Genomic DNA, 23,763 nt, shown 5'->3' on the forward strand with positions numbered 1-23,763 from the left:
CGCCCCGGACATGTCCGGGGCGGGCTCTTGTGCGTTCCTCAGTCCTCGTCGTCCTCGTCGTCCAGCCGCGCCAGCCAGGTCGCCAGGCGCTCCACCGGCACCTCGAAGTCCGGGTTCAGGTCGACGAAGGTCCGCAGCTGCTCGGCGAGCCACTCGAAGGTGACCTCCTCCTCGCCGCGCCGCTTCTCCAGCTCCTCGATGCCTCGGTCGGTGAAGTACAACTCTCGCTCCTGCTCCTGTGGGCCTACGCCCCCAGGGTAGGCCGCCCCACGCGTGTCTTGACTTCCGACGTCCGCGATATATCGTGAATGGGAGAAGACGCGATATGGCGTGATGCCGTGCGCCGAGGAGGTCCCCCATGTCCGAATGGTCCGTCGCCGAGCCGCGGAAGCTCACTTTCGACGAGCCCGTCAGCACCCTGCACGTCCGCATCGTCGACGGCACGGTGAACGTGGTGGGCACCGACGAGGGCCCCGCCCGTCTGGAGGTGTCCCGGATCGAGGGGCCGCCCTTGGCGGTGAGTCACCGTGACGGCACCTTGACGGTGGCGTACGACGATCTGCCCTGGAAGGGCCTGCTCAAGTGGCTCGACCGCAAGGGGTGGCGGCGCAGCGCCGTGGTCTCCCTGGCCGTCCCGGCCGGCACCCGTGTGGAGGTGGGGGTGGTCAGCGCCGGCGCGACGGTCTCCGGGATCGACGGGCGTACGGAGATCAAGGGCGTCACCGGCGACACCACCCTGGTCGGCCTCGCGGGCACGGTCCGCGCGGACACGGTCTCGGGGAGCGTGGAGGCCCAGGCCCTCACCGGCGATCTGCGCTTCAACTCCGTCTCCGGGGACCTGACCGTCGTGGAGGCCGGCTCGTCCGTGAAGGCCGACTCGGTGAGCGGCTCGATGATCGTCGACGTGGACCCGACGAGCGGGCCCACGGAGATCTCCCTGGCGAACGTCTCGGGCGAGATCGCCATCCGGCTGCCCCACCCGGCGGACGCGGAGGTGGAGGCGAACACCGCGAGCGGCGCCGTCTCCAACGCCTTCGAGGATCTCCGGGTGAGCGGCCAGTGGGGCGCCAAACGGATCACCGGCCGGCTGGGCGCGGGCAACGGCAGGCTGAAGGCGACGACGGTCTCCGGCTCGATCGCCCTGCTCCGACGCCCGCCCACGGAGGACGCATCGGACGCGGCGGATGCGGCGGACCGGGATCGCGCGGAGTGGTCCGGCACCGGTTCCAGCGCGGGGGACAATGCCGATTCCGGCCCGGGCGGCGGATCCCCCTCCGTCGGCCCGGCCGACAGCACGACCGACAAGAAGGTGCTCTGACATGCCTCCCGTCTTCGCCCACGGCCGTCTCCGGCTCTATCTGTTGAAGCTGCTCGACGAGGCCCCGCGCCACGGCTACGAGGTGATCCGCCTCCTGGAGGAGCGCTTCCAGGGGCTGTACGCGCCGTCGGCGGGCACGGTCTACCCCCGCCTTGCCAAGCTGGAGGCCGAGGGACTGGTCACCCACACCAGCGAGGGCGGCCGCAAGGTGTACGCGATCACCGACGCGGGCCGGGCCGAACTGGCCGACCGCAGCGGGGAACTGGCCGATCTGGAGCTGGAGATCCGCGAGTCCGTCGCGGAACTGGCCGCGGAGATCAGGGCCGATGTGCGGGGCGCGGCGGGTGATCTGCGGCGGGAGATGCGGGCGGCGGCGAGCGAGGCCCGGAGGGACGGCCGCGCCGGCCCGGTCCCCGACCCGGGCGAGTACGCCGACAAGGAGTCCTGGCGGGCCGCCAAGGAGGAGATGCGCCGCGTCAAGCAGGAGTGGAAGGAGCAGGCCCGCCGGGCCAAGGACGAGAGCCGCCGGGCCCGTGACGAGGCCCAGCGGGCCCGTCGTCAGGCCAAGGAGGCGCAGGACCATGCCCGGGCCCAGGCGCAGGAGGAGATGCAGCGCATCGCGCGGCGGGTCCAGGAGCAGGTCCAGGACCACTTCGCGCGCGGCGACTGGCCGACGGGCGTCCGGGAGGGACTGACCGAACTGGCCAGGGAGTTCGGAGAGTTCGGCAAGGACTTCGGCAAGGAGTTCGGCAAGGACCTGGGCTTCGGCCGCACCCCCGCCGATCCGGCCCCGGCCTACTCCCACACCCCCGAGGACTTCCCCGCCGACTACGAGCCGGCGTGGGCCCACGAGGACTCCAGCGGCGACCCGGCCCGCGATCTGGACCGTCTGCTCGACCGGTTCCGCGACGACATCCGCGACGCGGCCCGCGACCACGGCGTCACCGCCGACCAGCTCCGCGAGGCCCGCCGCCATTTGTCCTCGGCGGCGGCCCACATCGGAGCGATACTGCGGGCGTCGAAGGCCTGAGAACCCGCGGCGGTCAGCCCGCCAGGGCGTCTCCGGGGCCGTAGAGCACCCGGGTCAGGGCCGTGTGCGTCACCCCGTGGTCGGCGAGGACCTCGGCCGCGGGGCCGGGGTGGGTGGTGAGGGCGAGGAGGATGTGTTCGTCGCCGATGCGCCGGTCGCGGTGGGCCAGTGCCATGCGCAGGGAGCGCTCCAGGATCCGTTTGGCGTCCTGGCCGAATCCCGGACGTCCGGCCCGGCGGCCGACGGCCAGCGCACCGACCCCGTGGGTCTGCTCCACCCGGGCGACGATCTCCGTGACGTCGATGCCCAGGCCGGCGAGGGCGTCGGTCTCGGCGCGGGAGAGCCCCGCACGCCGGCGTGTCTCCTCCAGCGCCGCCCGCACCGAGTCCTTGCGGGCGGCGAGCCCGAGGGCGGCCAGCGCGAAGGATCCCCGGCTGCCCTCCCGCTCCAGCAGGGCGAGCAACAGGTGTTCGGACCCGACGGTCCGCACCCCCGCCTCCGCGCAGTGCTCGACGGCACCGCGCACCACCTCACGGGCGTCCTTCGTGAACCGCTCGAACATCACTGCCTCCCGTACTTCTTGTGCACGGCCTGCCTGCTGACTCCGAGCTCCGCGGCGATCTCCTGCCACGACCAGCCCTGGTTGCGCGCACTGCGCACCTGTACCGCCTCGAGCTGCTCCAGCAGCCTGCGCAGCGCGGCGACGGCACGCAGTCCGACCCGTGGATCGCGGTCGCCGGCACGCTCGGCGAGATCCGTTGCTTCGGTCATGGTGTCAATGTAGGTTGACACCCCGCCGTACGTCAACCGGAGTTGACGACCGGCCGGGCGACCGGGCAGGCGACCGGCCAGGCGCCCGGGCAGGCGACCGGCCAGGCGCCCGGGCACGCAAAAGGCGGGCCCGGAACCCTCCCGGACCCGCCCGCGGTGTTCAGCCTGCGTTGGTGAGCACGATCTTGCCGAACTGGTCGCCGGACTCGAGGCGCTCGAAGCCCTCGCGGGCCCGGTCGAGGGGAAGGATCTCGTCGATGACGGGACGGACCCCGGTGACGGCGCAGAAGGAGAGCAGGTCCTCCAGCTCCTCCTTGGTGCCCATGGTGGAGCCGACGACCTTGAGCTCCAGGAAGAAGATCCGGGTGAGTTCGGCGTGCGAGGGCCGGTCGCCGCTCGTGGCACCGGAGATGACGAGGGTGCCACCGGGCTTCAGGGACTTCACCGAGTGGGACCAGGTGGCGGCGCCGACGGTCTCGATGACGGCGTCCACCCGCTGTGGCAGACGTGCGCCCGGCTCCACCGCCTCGACCGCGCCGAGCTCCAGCGCCCGCTTGCGCTTGGCCTCGTCCCGGCTGGTCGCGAACACCTTCAGCCCGGCGGCCTTGCCGAGGACGATCGCGGCGGTCGCGACACCCCCGCCGGCCCCCTGCACGAGGACCGAGTCTCCCGGCCGGACGCCCGCGTTGGTGAAGAGCATCCGGTACGCCGTCAGCCAGGCGGTCGGCAGACAGGCCGCCTCGGCGAAGGACAGCTCCCTGGGCTTGGGCAGGATGTTCCAGGCCGGCACGGCGACCTGCTCGGCGAAGGTGCCCTGGTAGTGCTCGGTGAGGATGGAGCGGGGCTCCTTGGGGCCGACCCCGTGCCCGGTCTGGCCGATGACGGAGTGCAGGACGACCTCGTTGCCGTCGGCGTCGACACCGGCGGCGTCACAGCCGAGGATCATTGGCAGCTTGTCCTCGGCGAGGCCGACGCCCCGCAGGGACCAGAGGTCGTGATGGTTGAGGGAGGCGGCCCGCACGGTGACGGTACTCCAGCCGGGCCGGGCCTCGGGGGCCGGTCGCTCCCCCAACTCCAGTCCGGAAAGCGGCTGGTCGCGGTCGATTCGGGCGGCGTAGACGGCGAACATGCACCTGACGATAGGCCCCGGGAGGAACCAACGAAACCGGGGACCACTGTGAGACATGCCCTCTTGCGCACCGCCCGAGCCCACCCGTCGCGACGTTCCCCGGTCATCACCCGATCGGGCGGATGGGTGGGCAAAGGAATGGCCCCGTCCTGGCGGACGGGGCCATTCGAGTGCGCCTCAGCGGCGGGCAACGCCCTCCGCACGAGCAGCCGCGGCGACCGCCGCAGTCACCGCGGGAGCAACCCGCTCGTCGAACGGCGACGGAATGACGTAGTCGGCGGCGAGATCGTCGCCGACCACACCCGCCAGCGCCTCAGCGGCCGCGATCTTCATCCCCTCGGTGATCCGAGAAGCCCGCACCTGCAGCGCCCCCGCGAAGATCCCGGGGAACGCCAGCACGTTGTTGATCTGGTTCGGGAAGTCCGACCGCCCGGTCGCGACGACCGCCGCGTACTTGTGGGCGACATCGGGGTGGACCTCGGGGTTCGGGTTGGCCATGGCGAAGACGAACGCGCCCTTCGCCATGGAGGCCACCGCCTCCTCCGGGACCGTACCGCCGGAGACGCCGATGAAGACGTCCGCGCCCGCCAGCGCGTCCTCCAGCGAGCCGCTCAGCCCCGCCTTGTTGGTGAACCCGGCGACCTCGCGCTTGACGTCGGTGAGGTCCTCGCGGTCCGCGGAGACGATGCCCTTGCGGTCGGTGAGCGCCACATCCCCGATACCGGCCTCGACCAGCATCTTCGCGATGGCGACCCCGGCCGCGCCGGCGCCCGAGATCACGGCCCTGAGGTCGGCGATGGACCGCCCGCTCAGCCGCGCCGCGTTGCGCAGCGCCGCCAGCGTCACGACCGCCGTACCGTGCTGGTCGTCGTGGAAGACCGGGATGTCCAGCGCCTCCTGGAGGCGGCGCTCGATCTCGAAGCACCGGGGCGCCGAGATGTCCTCCAGGTTCACACCGCCGAACGAGGGAGCGAGGCGCACCACCGTCTCGACGATCTCGTCCACGCCGGTGCAGGCCAGCGCGATCGGAACCGCGTCGACCCCGCCGAACTGCTTGAACAGGATGGCCTTGCCCTCCATGACGGGGAGGGAGGCCTCCGGCCCGATGTCCCCGAGGCCGAGGACGGCCGTGCCGTCGGTGACGACGGCGACGACGGAGGACTTCCAGGTGTAGTCGTTCACCAGGTCCGGCTGTTCCGCGATCGCGGTGCACACGCGTGCGACGCCGGGCGTGTAGGCGAGGGACAGGTCGTCCTTGTCGCGGACCGGGACGGTGGCCTGCACGGCCATCTTGCCGCCGCGGTGCAGCGCGAACGCCGGATCGAACGAATCGAGGGGCTCCGCACCGCCCTCCGGGCCCGTATGGTCCGCGCTCTCGCTGCGTGGATTGACGATCTCCGCTGCCACTTCGATGTACCCCTTAGCTGTTCTTGGTTTGAGGGTGGCCACTCCGGGTGAGGAGTGGGCGGGCATCGCACAGGGCCCTGAGCTGATGCGTACGGGCGCCTGCGCGTCGGGCGCGCCGCACACGCGCCCTGAGCCCCGGATGAGGGGTGTAAAGAACCTTCATACCGGACGGAGACCACAGCCGACGAGTCCAATCGGTGCAAGGTCACATCGCTCGGGCTGTGGACCCTCGACAGAGGTGATCACGAGTGACATGACTCATGCGCGAAGACCGGCCAAGGCCTGGTGAAGCCTTGACACGAACTCAACTGAACGGGCGGAGCGCACGGTCGGCGATCACATGGTGAGATGAACCGAAGATCCTCCGGCCGCGGGGCTGGATTCCCGCAGATGGTCCGGCGTCGCCCGGCCGTGATGGACCGGACTGTGCGGCTCGGGGGTCGCCCGTTATCCGATTTTGACATGGCTGGCCCCCTGATTGGCGCAGTCCGAATGGCAAGATGCCGTAATCACACGAGGTCGCGACACCCGAAGCTGTGTGTTCTCGTCGACCCATCGGCATGTGTCGCACCCAGTCGACGCGTGTCGACCCATCGGCATCTCCATCCATCCGCCGGAGGAACCCAAAATGACCGCAAGCACCACCCGACGCACGACCGCCGCGCGCACCCGCCTGGCAGCGGTCGGATCTCTCGCGGTCGCGGGCGCCTTGCTGCTCTCCGCCTGCGGCGACCAGACCAACGACAGCGGCAGCGGCTCCTCCGAGTCCGCTGGCGGCGCCTCCTCGGCCCCCCTGTTCTCGAAGCTGCCGGCCGAGATCCAGAAGAAGAAGGTCATCCAGGTCGGCACGAACGCCGAGTACGCCCCCATGGAGTCCGTCGACGGCGGCAAGATCGTCGGCGTGGACCCCGACATCGCGGCCGCGCTCGGCAAGCAGCTCGGCGTCGAGTTCAAGTTCACCAACGGTGGCTTCGACACGCTGATCACCGCCGTCAACTCGGGCCGCTACGACATCGCGATGTCGTCCATCACGGACAACAAGCAGCGCCAGGAGGGCCTGGACGACAGCGGCAAGAAGCTCGGTGAGGGCGTGGACTTCGTCGACTACTTCACCGCCGGCACGGCCATCTACGTGCAGAAGGGCAACCCCAAGGGCATCCAGTCCCTGGACGACCTGTGCGGCCAGACCGTCGCCGTGCAGCGGGGCACCACCTACGAGGAGGCCCTCCAGGCGCAGTCCAAGACGTGTACGAGCGGTGGCAAGAAGGCCCTGAAGATCGAGTCCTTCGAGAACGACACCGAGGCCCAGACCCGCGTGAAGTCCGGCGGTGCCGTGGCCGGCGTCAACGACTACCCGGTCGCCGTGGACATGGCCCGCAAGGCCGGCGGCGGCAACACCTTCGAGGTCCTCGACAAGCAGTACGAGGCCGCCCCGTTCGGCATCGTCGTCGCCAAGAAGAACACCGAGCTGCGCGACGCCCTGAAGGAGGCCGTCGACGCGATCATCAAGGACGGCTCGTACCAGAAGGTGCTGGAGAAGTGGGGCGCCGAGAGCGGCGCGATCAGCCAGTCCGCGATCAACGGCGGCAAGTGATCCACCCGCACAGCTCGAAGCCTTCGAAGGGCAGTCCCCATGACTGACAAGCTCGACAAGACCCCTGCGGGCGCACCGCCGGAGGACACCCCTCCGGTCTCCAAGGACTCGGCGTACGCCGGCCCGCCGGAGGCCATCAAGGCCATCCCGGTGCGCCACTGGGGCCGCTGGGTCAGCGGTGTCGTCGTCGTCGCGCTGCTCGCTCTGCTGATCAACGCGTTCGCCAACGGTGACATCCAGTGGTCTACGGTCGGCGACAAGATCTTCGACTCGACGGTCGTCGCCGGTGCCGGGCGCACCCTGCTGATCAGCATCCTGGCGATGGTGCTCGGTGTGGTCCTCGGCATCCTGCTGGCCGTGATGCGCCTGTCGAAGAACCCGGTGACCAGCACCGTCGCCTGGCTGTACATCTGGTTCTTCCGCGGCACCCCGGTCTACGTCCAGCTGCTGATGTGGTTCAACCTGGCGCTGATCTTCCCGATGCTGAACCTCGGTCCGATCTACAAGGACGAGATGACGGACGTCATGACGCCGTTCATGTGCGCCCTGCTCGGCCTGGGTCTGAACGAGGCCGCGTACATGGCCGAAATCTGCCGTGCCGGTCTGCTGGCGGTGGACGAGGGCCAGACCGAGGCGGCGCACGCGCTCGGCATGAGCCACGGCAAGACGCTGCGCCGGATCGTGATCCCGCAGGCGATGCGGGTGATCGTGCCGCCGACCGGCAACGAGTTCATCAACATGCTGAAGACCTCGTCGCTGGTGTACGTGGTGACGTACAACGAGCTGCTGCGTTCGACCTCGGTGATCGGCTCGTCGTCGTTCGCCGTGATGGAACTGCTGTTCGTCGCGTCCATCTGGTACCTGGTCATGACCAGCATCTTCAGCGTCTTCCAGTACTACCTGGAGCGGTACTACGCACGCGGTTCGAGCCGCAGCCTCCCGCCCACGGTCTTCCAGAAGATCAGGGCCAACCTGTTCGGATCCTCGAGGAGCACGGCATGACCGCGATGGTGAAGGCCGAGGGCGTCCACAAGTCCTTCGGCGCGGTCGAGGTCCTCAAGGGCATCGACCTGGAGGTCAGGAACGGTGAGGTGTTCTGCCTCATCGGCCCGTCCGGCTCCGGCAAGTCGACCTTCCTGCGGTGCATCAACCACCTGGAGAAGATCAACGCCGGCCGGCTCTACGTCGACGGGAACCTGGTGGGCTACCGCCAGAAGGGCGACAAGCTGTACGAGCTCAAGGACAGCGAGGTCGCGCTGCAGCGCCGGGACATCGGCATGGTGTTCCAGCGGTTCAACCTGTTCCCGCACATGACGGCGCTGGAGAACGTCATCGAGGCGCCCATCCAGGTCAAGGGCTCCAACAAGAACGAGGCCAGGGAACGCGCGCGGCAGCTCCTGGACCGCGTCGGCCTCGCCGACAAGGCCGGGAACTACCCCTCGCAGCTCTCCGGCGGCCAGCAGCAGCGCGTGGCCATCGCGCGGGCCCTCGCCATGGAGCCCAAGCTGATGCTGTTCGACGAGCCGACCTCGGCCCTGGACCCGGAGCTGGTCGGTGACGTCCTCGACGTCATGCGCGACCTGGCCGAGTCGGGCATGACGATGGTCGTCGTCACGCACGAGATGGGCTTCGCCCGTGAGGTCGGCGACAGCCTGGTCTTCATGGACGGCGGCGTGGTCGTCGAGTCCGGCAACCCGCGCGAGGTCCTGACCAACCCGCAGCACGAACGGACCCAGGCGTTCCTGTCCAAGGTGCTCTAGCGGTACGACGGCGCTCTGCCGGTACGACACGCAAGGGGCGGTACGGAGACTCCGTACCGCCCCTTCGCCGTCACGTCACTTCAGCGCGAGCAGCAGTGTGTCCGAGGGCGAGCACCACACCGGCCGGGCCTCGCCGAAGCCCGCCGCCCGCAGGGTCCGCGCATGCCACTCCGCCGACGGCGTGTCCCCGTCGGCGTGCTCACCGTAGATCTCGAAGCGGCGGGCGGTGGGCGCCGCGAGGACCGGGTCCTCGGCGGCGAGCTGCCACCACTCGGCCCAGTCGAGGGCGCCGCCCTCCTTGGCCTGTTCCATACGGGCGTGGCGCAGCGCCCGCTCGGCCGCGTTGATCCGGGGCGTCGTGTCGTCGATCATGTGGTCCGCGTTCATGAAGACACCGCCGTCGCGGACGAGTTCCGCGATCCGGCCGTAGAGAGCCGCGAGGGGTTCGCTGTGCAGCCAGTGCAGGGCCGTGGCGGTCAGGACGGCGTCGTACGTGTCGTACGGCAGCCGGGACGGCCAGTCGGGGTCCTTGAGGTCGGCGGTCACCAGCGTGACCCGGTCGTCCCCCGCGAAGGTGCCCTGGGCGATGGTGAGGAGCGCCGGGTCGAGGTCGACGCCGGTGCTGGTGGCGCCGGGGAGGCGGGTCAGCAGCCGGGCGGTGATCGTGCCGGTGCCGCAGGCGAGGTCCAGGACGCGGGGACGTGGGCCCACGACGGCCTCGACCATGTCGAGCATGACGCGGAACCGGTCCTCCCGGTCCGGCATGTACCACTCCTGCTGCCGGTCCCAGCTCTCCTGCCAGGCCGCCCAGTCGGTCGTTCCGGTACCCGTAGCGGTCATGGAAGCCCCCTCGCCATCCGTCGCGTAATACCCTGAAAGCACGATCAGCCGTTACTCGACCGCACTCACGACCCTAGAGCCCCTCCGTAAGGACTACAATTGGAACTGGCCTATTACTCGGACTACGCCGTGCGCCTCGTCAACAGCGAGGAACCGGCCCGGGGCAAGGACTCACTGACCTCGGTCGAGGCCGTCCGTGATCTCTTCGGCGGCAACCAGTCGGCCGCCCGCCGCGCCACCGACGCGGACGTCACCCGCTTCCGCTCGGTCCGGGCCCGGCTGCGCGCGGTGTTCGAGGCGGCGGACCAGGGCGACGAGACCCTCGCCGTGGACCTGCTGAACTCCCTGCTCCTGGAGTTCCCGGTGAGCCCGCAGATCTCCGGCCACGACCACCGCGACGACGACGGCCGCCCCCTGTGGCACATGCACCTCGCGGACCACCCGTCGAACGCGACGGCGGGCTACGCGGCCATCGCCGCGATGGGCCTGGCCTTCCACCTCACCGAGTACGGAGTCGACCGGCTGGGCCTGTGCGAGGCGGCACCGTGCCGCAACGCCTACCTCGACACCTCCACGAACCGCTCCCGGCGCTACTGCTCCGACCGCTGCGCGACCCGGGCCAACGTGGCCGCCTACCGCGCCCGCAAGCGCCTGGAGGCCGACCGGACCGCCAGCACCGGCCTCGCCGCCGACAGCGCCCAGCGCACCACGGCCAGCGGAGAGCGCTGATCCGGCTTCAGCGGCCGGTAGCGCAGCCGCACCTTGCCCAGGATCAGCTCGTCGGGCACGGTCCCGTAGTCGGTGCTGTCCCCTCCGGCGTACGCGTTGTCCCCGAGCACCCACCACCCCCCGTCCCGCCGCTCGACGGCCCGCTTGACCACCAGCAGGTCCTGCTGGAAGGGATGCCGCAGCACGACGACGTCACCGGCCCTCACCCGCGCCCCGTACTGCACCACGAGCTGATCCCCGTGGTACAGCGTGGGCACCATGGACGGCCCGGTCACCTCGGCCAGCCCGAAGGGCGCACCGGCCCTCCCCCGCTCGGTCTCCTGCGACAGTTCCGGCATCCCCGGCACCTCCCCGGTCCGTTCCTCCACCAGTCTCAGTCTGACCCCGGACTTTTGTCCTAAGCCCATGGGGGCACCCGCCAAAACCCGTCTCGCAGGGAGTAATGTCCCACCTGAGAAGACGATCACGAGGAAGGAATGCTCCATGCTTTCCCGCCTGTTTGCCCCCAAGGTCAAGGTCAGCGCGCACTGCGACCTGCCCTGCGGCGTGTACGACCCGGCCCAGGCCCGCATCGAGGCGGAGTCGGTGAAGGCCGTGCAGGAGAAGATGGCCGCCAACGACGACCCGCACTTCCAGGCGCGCGCCACCGTCATCAAGGAGCAGCGTGCCGAGCTCGCGAAGCACCACGTCTCCGTGCTGTGGAGCGACTACTTCAAGCCCCCGCACTTCGAGAAGTACCCCCAGCTGCACGTGCTGGTCAACGACACCCTGAAGGCCCTGTCGGCCGCCAAGGCGTCGACGGACCCGAAGACCGGCGAGAAGGCCCTCGAGCTGATCGCCGAGATCGACAAGATCTTCTGGGAGACCAAGAAGGCCTGACCGATCTCCGGTCAGCTTCTTTTTCTCTCACCCCCGCACCCGGCCCGCAGGCCGCCGACCACGGCGCGCCCAGGGTCCGGGTGCGGTGTGTTTCCCCGTGCGTTCAGCTCAGCACCAGCAGGACCGCCAGGGCGATCAGCAGAGAGTCGATCCGGTCGAGCAGGCCCCCGGAGCCGGGGAGCCAGCGGCCCGCGTCCTTGGCCCGCGCACCCCGCTTGACCATGGATTCGAGGAGGTCACCGGCCGGTCCGCCGACCGCCACCGCGACGGCCGTCGGCCAGGTCCACGCCGACAGCAGGGCGAGCGTGCCGAGGCCGGCCGCCGCCCCGGCCAGGGTGCCGCTCCACCGCTTGGCCGGTGACAGGGGCGACAGGCGGGGCCCGCCGAACCGGCGACCGGCGGCGTACGCCGTGATGTCGGCGACGGAGACCGCCACGAACAGCGCGAGCCCGGTCGCCCCGAGCGGCACCAGCGCCGCGAGGACACCCAGCCAGGCCAGCCCGAGCAGGCCGGCGCCGAGCCGGTGCAGCCCGCGGTCGGCGTCACCGGCCAGCAGCGGCACGACGGCCACCGCGAGCGCCCCGATCGCGACCACCCGCGGCACCTGTCCGGGCGCCAGCCAGGCCGCCAGGACCACACCGGTCACCGCCGCGGCCAGCACCGCCCGGTCCACCGGACCCAGTCGCAGCAGCCCGCCGTACTCCAGCACCGCGATCACCCCGACGACGACGGCGACGGTCGCGGCGCCGGGGCGGCCCAGCCAGAACGCCCCGGTGACCAGGGGCACCCCGACCGCCCAGGCGCACCACCGGACCATCAGCTCACGCCGTCGGGACGCCGCCACCCCGACCCCGCCCAGCGCCAGCGCCCCGCCCAGCCAGGGCGCAAGCGAGGCCACCGTGATCATCGAGCGGGGGCGGCGGCGAGCGCGGCCGCGGCCGGTCGCAGCGCGTCCAGGGCCGCCCGGACCGCGGCGACGATCCGTGCGTTCTCCTCGGTGTCCCGCACCGCGATGCGCACGGTGCGCCCCTCGTAGCGCGCCGACAGCGGCGACAGATCACGCAGATGGACGTCGTGGCGGCGGCACTCGGCGACGAGCCGGGCCGCGCTCGGCCCGCCCGGCGGGAGGGTCAGGGTGAGGAAGTTCGCGACGGACTCCTCGACCGTGGACTCCTCGTCCACCGCGGCCAGGTCGGCGGCCAGCCCCCGGCGCAGGGTGTGGGTGCGCCGCCAGCGGTCGGCGTAGTACGACGGGTCGCGCAGGGCCGCCACGGCGGCGAGCTGTGCCGGGAGGCCGACCGGCCACGGCGGGGTCCACCGGCGCAGCAGCGCGGCCGTGGCGGGTTCGGCCACCAGGTGGGCGGCGCGCAGGCCGGACAGCGCGTACATCTTGGACAGGGAGGTGCAGACCACCACCCTCGGGTCCGTCGCCGCGAGGCCGGCGAGCGACTCGGCCGGGCCGACGTACCCCAGGTACGCCTCGTCGATCCACCAGCGGGTGCGTGCCGGGGCCGCGGCGATCACCGAGCGCAGGGCGGCGGCCGGGGCGTGGCGGCCGGTCGGGTTGTTGGGGTTGACGACGACCACGAGGTCGTAGCGGCCCGAGGCGACGGCGGCGGAGAGGCGCGCCGGGTCGATGCGCCAGCCGTCCTCCCGGCGGAGCGGCAGCCGGTCCACCCGGCAGCCGATCACACGTTCGGTGACATGGGCGTACTCGCCGTAGCAGGGGTCCGTCAGGAGCACCCGGCTCCGGGGGGTCAGCCATCGGCCGAACGCCCGGAAGATCAGGTCGGAGGAGCCGGAGCCGACCGCGAGCGTGTCCACCGGCAGCGCGCGGGCCGCGGCGATCTCCGCCAGCAGTCCCTCGGCACCGGCCGGCGGGGAGGTGCGGGCGACCCAGGCCGGGTCCTCCGCGAGCACGGCCTGCACCCCGGGGGCGGGCGGGAACCAGGCGTCCAGGACGTCCGCCATGACGAGGTCGTGGCGCCGGTGGAGGGTACGGAAGTCCGTGCCGACGGCGGTGAAGGAGGCGCCCCCGTGCTCGCAGCCGTCGGGGCCCGGCGCGAACGGCAGGTCCAGCCGCCAGTCGACGGTGGCCCGCAGCCGCTCCAGCGCGCTGCCGTACCGGTCCGTGACATGCCTGGTCAGCTCGGTCACCCCGCCGGTCAGCACCTCGAACGTCACCGCGCCGCTGTGGACCGTACGGCCGGCCGGGCGCAGGCCGACGGCCCGGTACAGGTCGAGCAGTTCGGTGCGCCCCATCGCCACCAGCCGGCGGCCGCCGCGGGCGGCGGTCCAGCGCAGCGCCGCGTACATCAGCAGGGGCGCCGCCGCGGTGGCCCGCCAGCGGGGTTCGACGGTGAGGACGCGCACCTCGAACGGGTCGTCGTCCAGCACCGGCAACTCGTCGCGGGTCAGGTACTTGTCCAGCCCGTACCGGCCCGCCCAGGGCGGGGTCAGGCTGACGAACCCGATCCGGTGGGCTCCGCGCGCGGCGACCAGGTAGACGTTGTCCCCGTCCAGCCCGTCCCGGAGCCGCCCGGTCGGATCGGGCGCGTGCTGGCGCAGCTCCCCCGCGTAGACGCGGTGCCGCAGTTCGTGGATCCAGTCCCGGTCCTCCGGGGTGGCGGAGCGCAGTTGCAGCAGGTCATGACCCATCAAGCACCTCTCTCGACACGGATCTCCCCATCCTGGGGAACCGGGGCCGGTCGGGTGAGGGTCGCCGGACGCAACCGATCTGAGTACGCGTACTCAGGCGGAGTCGGCCGCCGTCGGGCCGCTGTCGTCGTCCTCCCCCGCCTCCAGCAGCCCCGCCGCCGCCCCGACGATCCTCGGGTCGGGGGTGCCGACGACGTCCTCGGCCTTGTCCGCGTAGGCGAAGCGGGCCAGTACGCTGCGCATGGCCTCCACCCGGGCCCGCTTCTTGTGGTTGCTCTTGAGGACCAGAACTTCACCAGGTCGACGCCGTCGTCCACGAGCATCCGCTCGAACATCGGCGCCTGGCGCATGAAGCGCCGGTACTCGTCGTCGGTGCAGAGGCCCATCACCCGCTCGACGCCGGCCCGGTCGTACCAGGACCGGTCGAACAGCACGATCTCGCCGGCGGTGGGCGACTGCTCGACGTACCGCTGGAAGTACCACTGCCCGCGCTCGCGTTCGGTGGGCTTCTCCAGTGCGACGACGCGGGTGCCGCGCCGCAGTTTCATCGGCCCGTGCAAACAAGCGCGGGCCGATCCCGGGCGAACCCGAGGCAAAGGGCGTGCCAGGAGTGCGCGCACAAGGGTGGGACCTACGATCCCCCCATGAGCCCCCGCGCATCTGTCCCGGTCCGCTGGACGTACGCCTTCGTCGACCGGCCCGTCGAACGGTTCCGTACGGCGTGCGACTTCTGGACCGCCGTCACGGACACCTCGCTGTCGGAACTCCGCGGTGAGCGGGACGAGTTCGGCACCCTGTTGCCGGGCGGCGGCGCCGACGCCTGTGTGAAGGTCCAGGCCGTCGCGGAGGGGGACGGCGGCGCGCATCTCGACTTCGCCGTGGAGGACGCCCCCGGATTCGCGGACGCGGCACGGGCGCTGGGCGCGACCACGGTCGCCGCGCACGACGGGTGGGCCGTACTGCGCTCCCCCGCAGGCCAGTTGTTCTGCGCGGTGCCCTGGCACGGGGAGACGGTCCGGCCACCGGTCGTCGGGGGCGGCCGGCTGGACCAGGTGTGTCTCGACCTCCCGCCGTCCGCCTACGACGCGGACGTCGCGTTCTGGAGCGCGTTGCTGCCGGGCTGGTCGTCGCGGCCGGGGTCCCGGCCGGAGTTCCACGTGGTCGCGCCCCCGCCGGGGCTGCCGGTGCGGATCCTGCTCCAGCGGCTGGGCGAGGAGCGGCCGGTCTCCGCCCACCTGGACCTGGCCTGCGGTTCCGGCATCGACGTCGTGCGCGCCCGGCACGAGCGGCTCGGGGCCACCCTGGTCGCGTCGGCCGCCCACTGGACGGTGATGCGCGACCCGGCGGGCGCCCCGTACTGCCTGACGGCCCGCGACCCGCGGACGGGCGGACTGCCGGCCCGGCCGTCCGCCTGAGTCCTCAGTTCCAGGGCCGTACGTCCACCACGGCGTCCACCGGGATCGGCCCGTAGACGTGCGGGAACTCCTCACCGCCGGGTTCCGGGGCCTCGTACACGAGGGGGACGTCCAGCCGGGCCGGGTCGACCTCCAGGACCACCAGCTCGTCGGGGCCGTCGTAGGAGCCGTAGAGGAAGGCGGCGACCTTGGGGAGCTGGGCGCCGGTGGAGCAGTGGATGAACCCTTCCTCCGTGAGGGTGCGGCCCCGGGTGGACCACGTGTAGGAGCCCTGCTCGCGGGCCGCCGCCCAGAGCGCGCGTTCGGTGATGTGCAGGATGTGCGGAAGGGGTTCGGTCATGGGCTCACGCTAGCCCGCCGGCTCGGGCCGGCTCTCCGGCTTTTCCTCCTGGTGCGGTGCGTGGTGCTGTGCGGGGACGCCCTCCTCGACGTACGCCTCGCACTCGGGGTTGTGGCACGGACCCGGCACCCAGCGCGGGACCCATGCACCGAGGGTCTTGTACCGCTGGACGACGGACTGTACGGACTGCCCGCAGACGGGACAGACACGCTGTTCTCTGTCCATGCCCTCAGCGTAGGGCGGGTCGGCCGTCAGTGCGCCCTTCTGTACGCCCGTACGACGGCGCGAGCGTGAACCGGGTGAGGCCGACGGCGGTGGCGAACACGGGCAGGCCGGCGCCGTAGACGATCGGGTACGTCTTGATCACCGGTTCGTCGATCGCGTCGAACGGCTCGCCCACGACCCGGAGCCGCCGCACAGGGACTGACCGGGGGGAACACCGGTGGGCCCCGCACGCCGTGGGGAGGTGCGGGACCCATCGGGGTCTGGGAGCGCCGGACGAGGTCCGCGGCGAGGGCCTGTCGTTTGGATCACGCCTCGGACGAACGACAGAGCCTAGGTGCTGCGCCGGGTCACGAACTCCGCCAGGGACAGCAGACCGCCCGCCGACTCCGGGTCCGGGATCGCGCGGGCCAGTTCGTCCATGGCCCGGGACATCCGGTCGGCCGCCTGGTCCTGGGCCCAGGCCCGGCCGCCGGCCCGCTCCACCGCCAGCGCCGTGCGGTCCAGGTCGTCCTGGTCGCCCGGCACGGGCGGCCGCGCGTACAGCTCCGCCAGTTCGCCGGCGGCCGGGGTCCCGGAGATCAGGGCGGCGACCACCGGCAGGGACTTCTTGCGGGCGGCGAGGTCGGCGCCGGCCGGTTTGCCGGTGTGCCCGGGGTCGCCCCATATACCGATGACGTCGTCGATGAGCTGGAAGGCGAGCCCGGCCTCCCTGCCGAACGCGTCCAGTGCCTCGACGTCCTCCGGCGCCGCCCCCGCGTACAGCGCGCCCACCGCACAGGCGCAGCCGATCAGCGCGCCCGTCTTGGCCTCGGCCATGACGAGCACCTCGTCGAGGGTGACCTCGGCGGGGCCGCGCTTCTCCAGGGCCGTGTCGGTCTGCTGGCCCTCGCAGAGCTCGACCACACAGGCCGCGATCCGGGCCACCGCCGCCGCGGACGCCGGGTGCGGGTCCCCGGCGAGCAGGCCGAGGGCCTGCGCCTGGAGGGCGTCCCCGGCGAGGATCGCGTCGGCGTCGCCGAACACGGTCCAGGCGGTGGGGCGGTGCCGGCGGGTGGTGTCCCGGTCCATCACGTCGTCGTGCAACAGCGTGAAGTTGTGGATCAGTTCCACCGCCGCGGCGGCCCGCACGGCCGCCGCCCGGGCCGCCGGGCCGCCGAGTGCGGCGGCCGCGGCGAGGACGAGCGCGGGCCGGATCGCCTTGCCCGCGTTCCCCGCGGCCGGGGTGCCGTCGGCGTGCTCCCAGCCGAAGTGGTAGCGGGCGACCCGGCGCATCTGGTGGGGCAACGAGTCGACGGCGGCGCGCAGTGCGGGGTCGACCGCGGCCCTGGCACGATCCAGGATCACCGTCGCCTCCTGCCCGTCGGGCACCGCCGGCCCGGTCCGCCCCGTGTCGCCGCCCCGGCTCTCCCCCTGGCTCCCGATGGACGTCCGCCTTCCGCGTGTCCCGTACGGCCTGGTGGCGGAGGTCACCGCCAGCGGCCGATCTCGACGTTCTCCAGGACGCCCAGCGCGTCCGGCACCAGGACCGCCGCCGAGTAGTAGGCCGTCACGAGGTAGTTGATGATCGACTGTTCGTTGATGCCCATGAACCGCACGGACAGGCTCGGCTCGATCTCGTCCGGGATGCCGGACTGCCGCAGACCGATGACGCCCTGGTCCTGCTCGCCCAGACGCATCGCGATGATCGAGCTGGTGCGGGCCTCCGTGACCGGGATCTTGTTGCACGGGTAGATCGGCACCCCGCGCCAGGTGGGGATGCGGTTGCCGCCGACGTCGATCGTCTCGGGCACCAGACCGCGCTTGTTGAGCTCGCGGCCGATCGCGGAGATCGCGCGCGGGTGGGCGAGCAGCATCTTGGTGCCGCGCCGCCTGCTGAGCAGCTCGTCCAGGTCGTCGGGGCTCGGCACGCCGTCGTGCGGCTGGAGCCGCTGGTCGTACTCGCAGTTGTGGAGCAGGCCGAACTGCCGGTTGTTGACCAGCTCGTGCTCCTGGCGCTCCTTGATCGCCTCGACCGTCAGCCGCAACTGCTGCTCGGTCTGGTTCATGGGCTGGTTGTAGAGGTCGGCCACGCGTGTGTGGATGCGCAGGACGGTCTGGGCGATGCTCAGTTCGTACTCGCGCGGGCGGGCGTCGTAGTCCACGAACGTGTGCGGGATGTCCGGTTCGCCGGCGTGGCCCGCGGCCAGGTCGACGGCCTTCTCGCCGTACTTGTTGGTGCGCTGCTCGGGAATGGCGCGCAGGTGGTGGAGGTGCCCGCGCAGGGAGTCGGCGCGCTCCGCGACCTGTTCGACGTCCTGGCGGGCCAGGATCAGCACGGTGCACGCGGTGTCGGCGCGGGCGGTGTACTCCCAGATGGCGTCGGCGTCGAGCAGCGCCTGCTCGCCGAAGTAGGCGCCGTCGGCGAGGACGCCGAGCACCTGGTCGTCGCCGTAGGGGCCGGTGCCGACCTTCTCGACGCGTCCGTGCGCCAGGAGGTAGACCTCCTCGGTCTGGCTGCCGAAGGAGGCGATGACCTCGCCGGGGCCGAACTCGCGCTGCCGGCAGCGCTGGGCGAGCTCGGAGAGCACCTCGTCGTCCTCGTAGTCGCGCAGCGCCGGCAGTTCGCCCAGCTCGGCCGGGATGACCTCGACGCGGTCGCCGGTCTTGACGAACGTGATGCGGCCGTCCCCGACCGCGTACGTCAGCCGCCTGTTGACCCGGTACGTGCCGCCCTGTACGTCCACCCAGGGCAGGGTCCGCAGCAGCCAGCGGGAGCTGATCTCCTGCATCTGCGGTGCGGACTTGGTCGTGGTGGCCAGGTTCCGCGCGGCCGCGGTGCCGAGACTCTGCTGCGGCTTGCCCGCGTCCGTGCGGACCTCTTCGCCTACCGACATGAAGAAATGCCCTCCCGAATCACGCACGGGCGCCGAACTGCGCCGGTGCACTGGTACGCGAGCAAGCCTTCCATCACGGTATGTGGTCGTGGTATTACACGAAAGAGCGGGAATGGATCATCGCGGAGCTGGGCAGAGGGACGTTTCGGCGAACGGTGTTCGACAATGTGCCGGTGACCGACCTGCGCCCCCGCCTGCCCTCCCCGCTCCAGGAGGTGGCCGACGACCGGTTCCAACGGCACGGGGTGCGGCTGCTGCTGAAGCGGGACGACCTGATCCATCCCGAGCTGATCGGCAACAAGTGGCGCAAGCTCGCGCCGAATCTGACGGCGGCGGCCGGGCGGACGGTGCTCACCTTCGGCGGCGCGTACTCCAACCATCTGCGGGCCACCGCGGCGGCCGGCCGGCTCCTCGGGCTGCCCACGGTGGGCGTGGTGCGCGGTGAGGAACTGGCCGGCCGTCCACTGAACCCCTCCCTCGCCCGGTGCGCGGCCGACGGGATGCGGCTGCGCTTCGTGGACCGGGCGACGTATCGCCGCAAGGGCGAGCCGGACGTCGTCGCGCGCGTGCTGCGCGCGTCGGGCGCGCCGGACGCGTACGTCGTGCCGGAGGGCGGCAGCAACGCCCTGGCCGTACGCGGCTGCCGGGCGCTCGGCGTCGAGCTGCGGGGCCGGGCCGACGTCGTCGCGACCGCCTGTGGCACCGGCGGCACCCTCGCGGGGCTGGCCGCCGGCCTGGACACCGGGCAGCGGGCGCTCGGCGTACCGGTCCTGAAGGGCGGTTTCCTCGGCGCCGACATACGGGCCCTGCAGACCGAGGCCTTCGGTGGCCCCGCGGGCGACTGGTGGCTCGACGAGCGCTTCCACTTCGGCGGGTACGCCCGGGTCACCCCGGGGCTGGAGGCCTTCGCGGAGGACTTCGAGCACCGGCACGGCCTGCCGGTGGAACGTCTCTATGTCGCCAAGTTGCTCCACGGACTTGTCGTCCTCGCCGAGGAGGGCGCCTTTCCGCGCGGGACGACGGTGGCGGCGGTCGTCACCGGGCGCCCCTTCCCGCGGGGCCCCGGGACTCAGCCCGCCTCCCGGTAGGCCGCCGCCTCCTCCAGGTCCAGTCGGCGCAGCAGGGTGCGGAGCATCTCGTCGTCGATGTAGCGGCCGTCGCGCAGCCGGACGAACACCGCGCGTTCGGCGCTGATCATCTCGCGGGACAGCCGGCGATAGGTGTCGTCGACGGTCTCGCCGGTGACCGGGTTGACCTGCCCGAGCCGCTCCCAGACGGCGTTGCGGCGGCGCTCCAGGACGCTGCGCAGCCGCTCGGCGAGCGGCGGGGGCAGGGCGTTGCGCTCGTCGGTCAGCAGGTCGTCCAGGCGTTTCTCGGCGGCCCGGGAGGCCTGGGCCTGGGCGTTGGCCTCGGCGAGCGTGGCGGCCTGCGCGTCGGCGGTGGGGAACCTCAGCATGCGGATCAGCGGGGGCAGGGTCAGGCCCTGGACGACCAGGGTGCCGATGACCGTGGTGAACGTCAGGAAGAGGATCAGGTTGCGGTGCGGGAAGGGCTCGCCGTCCTCGACGGTGAGCGGGATGGAGAAGGCGATGGCCAGGGAGACCACTCCGCGCATACCGGCCCAGCCGATGACGAAGGGGCCCCGCCAGGTCGGGTTCTCCTCGCGCGCGCGGATGCGTGCCGACAGGGCCCGCGGCAGGAAGGTCGCCGGGTAGACCCACAGGAAGCGGGCCGCGACGACCACCAGGAAGAGGGCGACGCCGTACCGGGCGGCGTCCACGCCCTCGTACGAACCGAGGCCCCTGAGGACGACCGGGAGCTGGAGTCCGATCAGCGCGAAGACCGCCGACTCCAGGACGAAGGCGACCATCTTCCACACGGCGTCCTCCTGGAGGCGGGTGGCGAAGTCGACCTCCCACGCGCGGTGGCCGAGATAGAGGGCGACGACGACCACGGCGAGGACGCCGGAGGCGTGGAACTGCTCGGCGGAGGCGTAGGCGACGAAGGGGATGAGCAGGGAGAGCGTGTTCTGGAGGAGCGGTTCCCTGAGGTGGGTGCGCAGCCAGTGCAGGGGTGCCATGAGGATCAGGCCCGCGGCGACCCCGCCGACCGCCGCGACCAGGAACTCCTCGATGCCGCCCGCCCAGGACGCGCCCTCGCCGACCACGACGGCGAGCGCCACCTTGTAGGCGGTGATCGCGGTGGCGTCGTTCAGCAGGGACTCGCCCTGGAGGATGGTGGTGATCCTCGACGGCAGGCCGACCCGGCGGGCCACCGCGGTGGCCGCGACGGCGTCCGGCGGCGCCACCACCGCGCCCAGCACCAGCGCGGCGGTCAGCGGCAGCCCGGGGACGAGCAGATAGGCCGCCCAGCCGACGGCGACCGTCGCGAACAGCACGTATCCGACCGACAACAGGGCCACCGGACGGAGCTGGGCACGCAGGTCGAGGTAGGAGCTGTCGGCGGCCGAGGTGTACAGCAGCGGCGGCAGCAGCAGGGGCAGGACGATGTCCGGGTCCAGGGTGTAGTCCGGGACTCCGGGTACGTACGACACCGCCAGGCCGACCGCGACCAGCAGCAGCGGGGCCGGCACCGGGGTGCGCCGGGCCGCGGCCGCGATCGCCGCGCTGCCCGCCACCAGCAACAGCAGTGGCATCACGTCCATGTCTCGCCCGCCTCGTTTTTCCGCGCGGTCCCCCGCACGACCGTCGTAATCTGGCAATCATGAAACAGTGCACGCACGCCGACGCGCTGCCCGACCCCGAACCCGTCCCGCTCGGTGAGACGTGTCCGGAGTGCCTGCGGGACGGTACCCACCCGGTGCAGTTGCGGCTGTGCCTGACGTGCGGCCATGTCGGCTGCTGCGACTCCTCGCCCAGCCGGCACGCCACAGGGCATCACGACGAGACCGGGCATCCCGTGATGCGGACCTTCGAGCCCGGGGAGAGCTGGCGTTGGTGCTTCGTCGATCATGTCCTCGTATGAGCGTCGGAGAGACGGCCCCGGCGTCCGCCGGGTACGGTTCGACCATCTGACGCCTGGGTACGTCAACCCGGCGCGCCCTCTTCCCTTTTGGGTCCGCAGACCCCTAGACACGGAGCGTGTTCACAGCTTTACTGTGAGTGACGCCAGGGGGTTGGGGTCCCGGGGACAGGACGCTGGAGAGCGCGATAGCGTCACCGCTGCACCACACACGCGTTACCCGGGGGGCGACCCTCGGCCCGAAAAGCTTGTACCACCTTGGAGGTGAGGGTGTCCCAGATCGCAGGCGAGCCCGCGACCCAGGACTTCGTGGAAGTCCGGCTGCCGGCTGCGGGTGCCTACCTGTCGGTGCTGCGGACGGCCACGGCCGGCCTCGCGGCCCGTTTGGACTTCACCCTGGACGAGATCGAGGACCTGCGCATCGCGGTGGACGAGGCCTGCGCGATCCTGCTCCAGCAGGCCGTGCCCGGCTCGGTGCTCAGCTGTGTCTTCCGGCTCGTCGACGACTCGCTCGAGGTCACCGTCTCGGCGCCGACCACCGACGGCCACGCCCCCTCGCGGGACACCTTCGCCTGGACCGTGCTGTCCGCCCTCGCGGGGAAGGTCTCCTCGGCCGTCGACGAGGACAAAACCGTTTCGATCAGCCTCTACAAACAGCGCGGCGCGGGACCCGGGCCGGCGTGAGGAACGGGGACGGGCCGGTGCGGGACGAAGAGCGCGGCACACGGGAGCTGCCGGCCGAGAACGATTCAGTCTCTCCGGGCGGTTCCCGACGCATGACGGCAGACGGTATCGATGGCATCGACGGCATTCCCGAGCAGGCCAGGCCGCACCCGGAGGACGACACCGGGCGGCAGGACCGGAGTGCCGTGCAGGACTCGCCCCGCGAGGGGCGGATCGGGGGCTCCCCCGGCCGGGCTGAGGACAGGGCTCGACAGAGGGCGACGGGCGGGACGATGAGCGAGCACGAGCGAGACGACGAACACGGCGTGCCGGGCACGCAGCACGAACCCCGTGACCAGCGTGAACCCCGGAACCAGCACGAGCCGAGGGAGCAGGCGGACCGCAGCGGGGCGCGGGCGATGTTCGTCCAGCTGCGCGGGCTGCAGGACGGCAGCCCGGAGTACGCGGAGCTGCGCAATCAGCTCGTCCGGATGCACCTGCCGCTCGTGGAGCATCTGGCGCGGCGCTTCCGCAACCGCGGCGAGCCGCTCGACGATCTCACGCAGGTCGCCACCATCGGCCTGATCAAGTCGGTCGACCGTTTCGACCCGGACCGCGGCGTGGAGTTCTCGACGTACGCGACCCCGACGGTCGTCGGCGAGATCAAGCGGCACTTCCGCGACAAGGGCTGGGCGGTGCGCGTCCCGCGCAGGCTCCAGGAGCTGCGGCTCGCGCTGACCACGGCGACGGCGGAGCTCTCGCAGCAGCACGGCCGTTCCCCCACGGTCCACGAGCTGGCCGAGAAGCTGGCCATCTCGGAGGAGGAGGTCCTGGAGGGCCTGGAGTCCGCCAACGCGTACTCCACGCTGTCGCTGGACGTCCCCGACACCGACGACGAGTCCCCGGCGGTCGCCGACACGCTCGGCGCGGAGGACGAGGCGCTGGAGGGCGTCGAGTACCGGGAGTCGCTCAAGCCGCTGCTGGAGGACCTCCCGCCCCGGGAGAAGCGGATTCTTCTTCTCCGCTTCTTCGGCAACATGACCCAGTCGCAGATCGCGCAGGAGGTCGGCATCTCGCAGATGCACGTCTCGCGGCTGCTGGCGCGCACGCTGGCGCAGCTGCGGGAGAAGCTGCTGGTGGAGGAGTAGGG

The 23,763-nt window shown here is 71.7% G+C and carries 27 protein-coding genes and 1 pseudogene; 12 read left to right on the forward strand and 16 right to left on the reverse strand.

Features of this window, described 5'->3' with window-relative positions:
• Positions 1–38 precede the first annotated feature (38 nt).
• Positions 39–221 (reverse strand): DUF6104 family protein, encoded by a 183-nt coding sequence (locus OG852_RS17125; protein ID WP_018535226.1) that lies wholly within the window; start codon positions 219–221, stop codon positions 39–41.
• Between the two features lie 137 nt (positions 222–358).
• On the opposite strand from OG852_RS17125, the gene OG852_RS17130 reads away from it, so the two are divergent.
• On the forward strand, positions 359–1,318 hold the full coding sequence (locus tag OG852_RS17130; RefSeq protein WP_133912459.1) for a DUF4097 family beta strand repeat-containing protein: 960 nt from the start codon (positions 359–361) through the stop codon (positions 1,316–1,318).
• A 1-nt stretch (position 1,319) separates the two neighbouring features.
• On the forward strand, positions 1,320–2,348 hold the full coding sequence (locus OG852_RS17135; protein WP_133912460.1) for a PadR family transcriptional regulator: 1,029 nt from the start codon (positions 1,320–1,322) through the stop codon (positions 2,346–2,348).
• A gap of 13 nt (positions 2,349–2,361) precedes the next feature.
• Here the strand turns inward: OG852_RS17135 and OG852_RS17140 are convergent, their stop codons facing one another.
• The 4 genes from OG852_RS17140 to OG852_RS17155 form a co-directional block, all read right to left on the reverse strand.
• The gene (locus OG852_RS17140) at positions 2,362–2,910 is read right to left on the reverse strand and encodes a Clp protease N-terminal domain-containing protein (RefSeq protein WP_133912461.1); all 549 of its coding nucleotides are present in this window, start codon (positions 2,908–2,910) and stop codon (positions 2,362–2,364) included.
• Positions 2,910–3,119, reverse strand: coding sequence for a helix-turn-helix domain-containing protein (locus tag OG852_RS17145; RefSeq protein ID WP_018571396.1), 210 nt, complete (start codon positions 3,117–3,119; stop codon positions 2,910–2,912). Before OG852_RS17145 ends, OG852_RS17140 begins: the two co-directional genes overlap by 1 nt.
• Positions 3,120–3,279: 160 nt before the next feature.
• Complete coding sequence (locus OG852_RS17150) at positions 3,280–4,248, reverse strand: zinc-binding dehydrogenase (RefSeq protein ID WP_133912462.1); 969 nt, start codon at positions 4,246–4,248, stop codon at positions 3,280–3,282.
• Positions 4,249–4,425: 177 nt separating this feature from the next.
• Complete coding sequence (locus tag OG852_RS17155; RefSeq protein WP_133912463.1) at positions 4,426–5,655, reverse strand: NAD(P)-dependent malic enzyme; 1,230 nt, start codon at positions 5,653–5,655, stop codon at positions 4,426–4,428.
• 628 nt (positions 5,656–6,283) lie between these two features.
• Here OG852_RS17155 and OG852_RS17160 point away from each other — a divergent pair.
• From OG852_RS17160 to OG852_RS17170, 3 genes are read left to right on the forward strand one after another with little or no spacing between them, the layout of a single operon-like run.
• Positions 6,284–7,249 (forward strand): ABC transporter substrate-binding protein, encoded by a 966-nt coding sequence (locus OG852_RS17160; protein WP_133912465.1) that lies wholly within the window; start codon positions 6,284–6,286, stop codon positions 7,247–7,249.
• 39 nt (positions 7,250–7,288) lie between these two features.
• Complete coding sequence (locus OG852_RS17165; protein ID WP_133912466.1) at positions 7,289–8,251, forward strand: amino acid ABC transporter permease; 963 nt, start codon at positions 7,289–7,291, stop codon at positions 8,249–8,251.
• Complete coding sequence (locus tag OG852_RS17170; protein ID WP_133912467.1) at positions 8,248–9,009, forward strand: amino acid ABC transporter ATP-binding protein; 762 nt, start codon at positions 8,248–8,250, stop codon at positions 9,007–9,009. The genes OG852_RS17165 and OG852_RS17170 overlap by 4 nt, the downstream gene beginning before the upstream one ends.
• 75 nt (positions 9,010–9,084) lie before the next feature.
• Here OG852_RS17170 and OG852_RS17175 read toward each other — a convergent pair whose 3' ends face one another.
• Positions 9,085–9,849: a class I SAM-dependent methyltransferase gene (locus OG852_RS17175; RefSeq protein ID WP_330348382.1), complete on the reverse strand. Its 765-nt coding sequence runs from the start codon at positions 9,847–9,849 to the stop codon at positions 9,085–9,087.
• Positions 9,850–9,948: 99 nt separating this feature from the next.
• Between OG852_RS17175 and OG852_RS17180 the strand changes: the two genes are divergently transcribed.
• Positions 9,949–10,578, forward strand: a complete 630-nt coding sequence (locus tag OG852_RS17180; RefSeq protein ID WP_330348383.1) for a CGNR zinc finger domain-containing protein — start codon at positions 9,949–9,951, stop codon at positions 10,576–10,578.
• Here the strand turns inward: OG852_RS17180 and sodX are convergent.
• Positions 10,482–10,916 (reverse strand): nickel-type superoxide dismutase maturation protease, encoded by a 435-nt coding sequence (gene sodX, locus OG852_RS17185; protein WP_133912868.1) that lies wholly within the window; start codon positions 10,914–10,916, stop codon positions 10,482–10,484. The genes OG852_RS17180 and sodX overlap by 97 nt on opposite strands.
• A 145-nt stretch (positions 10,917–11,061) precedes the next feature.
• On the opposite strand from sodX, the gene sodN reads away from it, so the two are divergent.
• Positions 11,062–11,457, forward strand: coding sequence for a superoxide dismutase, Ni (gene sodN, locus OG852_RS17190; RefSeq protein WP_055634112.1), 396 nt, complete (start codon positions 11,062–11,064; stop codon positions 11,455–11,457).
• Positions 11,458–11,560: 103 nt separating this feature from the next.
• Here the strand turns inward: sodN and OG852_RS17195 are convergent, their stop codons facing one another.
• The 3 genes and pseudogenes from OG852_RS17195 to OG852_RS17205 all read right to left on the reverse strand — a co-directional run.
• The gene (locus OG852_RS17195; RefSeq protein WP_330348384.1) at positions 11,561–12,364 is read right to left on the reverse strand and encodes a phosphatidate cytidylyltransferase; all 804 of its coding nucleotides are present in this window, start codon (positions 12,362–12,364) and stop codon (positions 11,561–11,563) included.
• Complete coding sequence (locus tag OG852_RS17200; protein ID WP_330348385.1) at positions 12,361–14,115, reverse strand: histidinol-phosphate transaminase; 1,755 nt, start codon at positions 14,113–14,115, stop codon at positions 12,361–12,363. The genes OG852_RS17195 and OG852_RS17200 overlap by 4 nt, the downstream gene beginning before the upstream one ends.
• A gap of 93 nt (positions 14,116–14,208) precedes the next feature.
• A pseudogene (locus OG852_RS17205) lies at positions 14,209–14,651 on the reverse strand (polyphosphate kinase 2); the annotation flags it as partial.
• A 108-nt stretch (positions 14,652–14,759) separates the two neighbouring features.
• On the opposite strand from OG852_RS17205, the gene OG852_RS17210 reads away from it, so the two are divergent.
• A complete protein-coding gene (locus OG852_RS17210) occupies positions 14,760–15,530 on the forward strand; it encodes a VOC family protein (protein WP_330348386.1) in 771 nt (256 codons plus the stop codon).
• Between the two features lie 4 nt (positions 15,531–15,534).
• Here the strand turns inward: OG852_RS17210 and OG852_RS17215 are convergent, their stop codons facing one another.
• The 5 genes from OG852_RS17215 to OG852_RS17235 all read right to left on the reverse strand — a co-directional run bounded on the left by OG852_RS17215 (position 15,535) and on the right by OG852_RS17235 (position 18,968).
• Complete coding sequence (locus OG852_RS17215) at positions 15,535–15,870, reverse strand: DUF952 domain-containing protein (RefSeq protein ID WP_133912472.1); 336 nt, start codon at positions 15,868–15,870, stop codon at positions 15,535–15,537.
• A 9-nt stretch (positions 15,871–15,879) separates the two neighbouring features.
• Complete coding sequence (locus tag OG852_RS17220; RefSeq protein WP_133912473.1) at positions 15,880–16,095, reverse strand: hypothetical protein; 216 nt, start codon at positions 16,093–16,095, stop codon at positions 15,880–15,882.
• A 4-nt stretch (positions 16,096–16,099) separates the two neighbouring features.
• The gene (locus OG852_RS17225; RefSeq protein WP_330348387.1) at positions 16,100–16,270 is read right to left on the reverse strand and encodes a hypothetical protein; all 171 of its coding nucleotides are present in this window, start codon (positions 16,268–16,270) and stop codon (positions 16,100–16,102) included.
• A 155-nt stretch (positions 16,271–16,425) separates the two neighbouring features.
• On the reverse strand, positions 16,426–17,517 hold the full coding sequence (locus tag OG852_RS17230) for a family 2 encapsulin nanocompartment cargo protein polyprenyl transferase (RefSeq protein ID WP_330351454.1): 1,092 nt from the start codon (positions 17,515–17,517) through the stop codon (positions 16,426–16,428).
• 44 nt (positions 17,518–17,561) lie between these two features.
• Positions 17,562–18,968: a family 2B encapsulin nanocompartment shell protein gene (locus OG852_RS17235; protein ID WP_133912474.1), complete on the reverse strand. Its 1,407-nt coding sequence runs from the start codon at positions 18,966–18,968 to the stop codon at positions 17,562–17,564.
• A 173-nt stretch (positions 18,969–19,141) separates the two neighbouring features.
• Between OG852_RS17235 and OG852_RS17240 the strand changes: the two genes are divergently transcribed.
• Positions 19,142–20,056, forward strand: a complete 915-nt coding sequence (locus OG852_RS17240) for a 1-aminocyclopropane-1-carboxylate deaminase/D-cysteine desulfhydrase (protein WP_330348388.1) — start codon at positions 19,142–19,144, stop codon at positions 20,054–20,056.
• On the opposite strand, the gene OG852_RS17245 is transcribed toward OG852_RS17240, so the two are convergent.
• Positions 20,038–21,633 carry a Na+/H+ antiporter gene (locus OG852_RS17245; protein ID WP_330348389.1) on the reverse strand — a complete coding sequence of 532 codons (1,596 nt, stop codon included), beginning with the start codon at positions 21,631–21,633 and terminating at the stop codon, positions 20,038–20,040. The genes OG852_RS17240 and OG852_RS17245 overlap by 19 nt on opposite strands.
• Positions 21,634–21,692: 59 nt before the next feature.
• Between OG852_RS17245 and OG852_RS17250 the strand changes: the two genes are divergently transcribed.
• The 3 genes from OG852_RS17250 to OG852_RS17260 all read left to right on the forward strand — a co-directional run bounded on the left by OG852_RS17250 (position 21,693) and on the right by OG852_RS17260 (position 23,761).
• Positions 21,693–21,953, forward strand: a complete 261-nt coding sequence (locus OG852_RS17250) for a UBP-type zinc finger domain-containing protein (RefSeq protein WP_133912477.1) — start codon at positions 21,693–21,695, stop codon at positions 21,951–21,953.
• A 267-nt stretch (positions 21,954–22,220) separates the two neighbouring features.
• Complete coding sequence (locus OG852_RS17255) at positions 22,221–22,634, forward strand: anti-sigma regulatory factor (protein WP_004925829.1); 414 nt, start codon at positions 22,221–22,223, stop codon at positions 22,632–22,634.
• Positions 22,631–23,761: an RNA polymerase sigma factor SigF gene (locus OG852_RS17260; protein WP_133912478.1), complete on the forward strand. Its 1,131-nt coding sequence runs from the start codon at positions 22,631–22,633 to the stop codon at positions 23,759–23,761. The genes OG852_RS17255 and OG852_RS17260 overlap by 4 nt, the downstream gene beginning before the upstream one ends.
• Positions 23,762–23,763 lie beyond the last annotated feature (2 nt).

This window comes from Streptomyces sp. NBC_00582 (assembly GCF_036345155.1).
Classification (GTDB): domain Bacteria; phylum Actinomycetota; class Actinomycetes; order Streptomycetales; family Streptomycetaceae; genus Streptomyces.

Coding starts and splice junctions, on each gene's coding strand:
- OG852_RS17130 (WP_133912459.1), top strand. CDS start 359: ATGTCCGAATGGTCCGTCGCCGAGCCGCGGAAGCTCACTTTCGACGAG.
- OG852_RS17135 (WP_133912460.1), top strand. CDS start 1,320: ATGCCTCCCGTCTTCGCCCACGGCCGTCTCCGGCTCTATCTGTTGAAG.
- OG852_RS17140 (WP_133912461.1), bottom strand. CDS start 2,910: ATGTTCGAGCGGTTCACGAAGGACGCCCGTGAGGTGGTGCGCGGTGCC.
- OG852_RS17145 (WP_018571396.1), bottom strand. CDS start 3,119: ATGACCGAAGCAACGGATCTCGCCGAGCGTGCCGGCGACCGCGATCCA.
- OG852_RS17150 (WP_133912462.1), bottom strand. CDS start 4,248: ATGTTCGCCGTCTACGCCGCCCGAATCGACCGCGACCAGCCGCTTTCC.
- OG852_RS17160 (WP_133912465.1), top strand. CDS start 6,284: ATGACCGCAAGCACCACCCGACGCACGACCGCCGCGCGCACCCGCCTG.
- OG852_RS17165 (WP_133912466.1), top strand. CDS start 7,289: ATGACTGACAAGCTCGACAAGACCCCTGCGGGCGCACCGCCGGAGGAC.
- OG852_RS17170 (WP_133912467.1), top strand. CDS start 8,248: ATGACCGCGATGGTGAAGGCCGAGGGCGTCCACAAGTCCTTCGGCGCG.
- OG852_RS17175 (WP_330348382.1), bottom strand. CDS start 9,849: ATGACCGCTACGGGTACCGGAACGACCGACTGGGCGGCCTGGCAGGAG.
- sodX (WP_133912868.1), bottom strand. CDS start 10,916: ATGCCGGAACTGTCGCAGGAGACCGAGCGGGGGAGGGCCGGTGCGCCC.
- sodN (WP_055634112.1), top strand. CDS start 11,062: ATGCTTTCCCGCCTGTTTGCCCCCAAGGTCAAGGTCAGCGCGCACTGC.
- OG852_RS17195 (WP_330348384.1), bottom strand. CDS start 12,364: ATGATCACGGTGGCCTCGCTTGCGCCCTGGCTGGGCGGGGCGCTGGCG.
- OG852_RS17200 (WP_330348385.1), bottom strand. CDS start 14,115: ATGGGTCATGACCTGCTGCAACTGCGCTCCGCCACCCCGGAGGACCGG.
- OG852_RS17210 (WP_330348386.1), top strand. CDS start 14,760: ATGAGCCCCCGCGCATCTGTCCCGGTCCGCTGGACGTACGCCTTCGTC.
- OG852_RS17215 (WP_133912472.1), bottom strand. CDS start 15,870: ATGACCGAACCCCTTCCGCACATCCTGCACATCACCGAACGCGCGCTC.
- OG852_RS17220 (WP_133912473.1), bottom strand. CDS start 16,095: ATGGACAGAGAACAGCGTGTCTGTCCCGTCTGCGGGCAGTCCGTACAG.
- OG852_RS17235 (WP_133912474.1), bottom strand. CDS start 18,968: ATGTCGGTAGGCGAAGAGGTCCGCACGGACGCGGGCAAGCCGCAGCAG.
- OG852_RS17245 (WP_330348389.1), bottom strand. CDS start 21,633: ATGGACGTGATGCCACTGCTGTTGCTGGTGGCGGGCAGCGCGGCGATC.
- OG852_RS17250 (WP_133912477.1), top strand. CDS start 21,693: ATGAAACAGTGCACGCACGCCGACGCGCTGCCCGACCCCGAACCCGTC.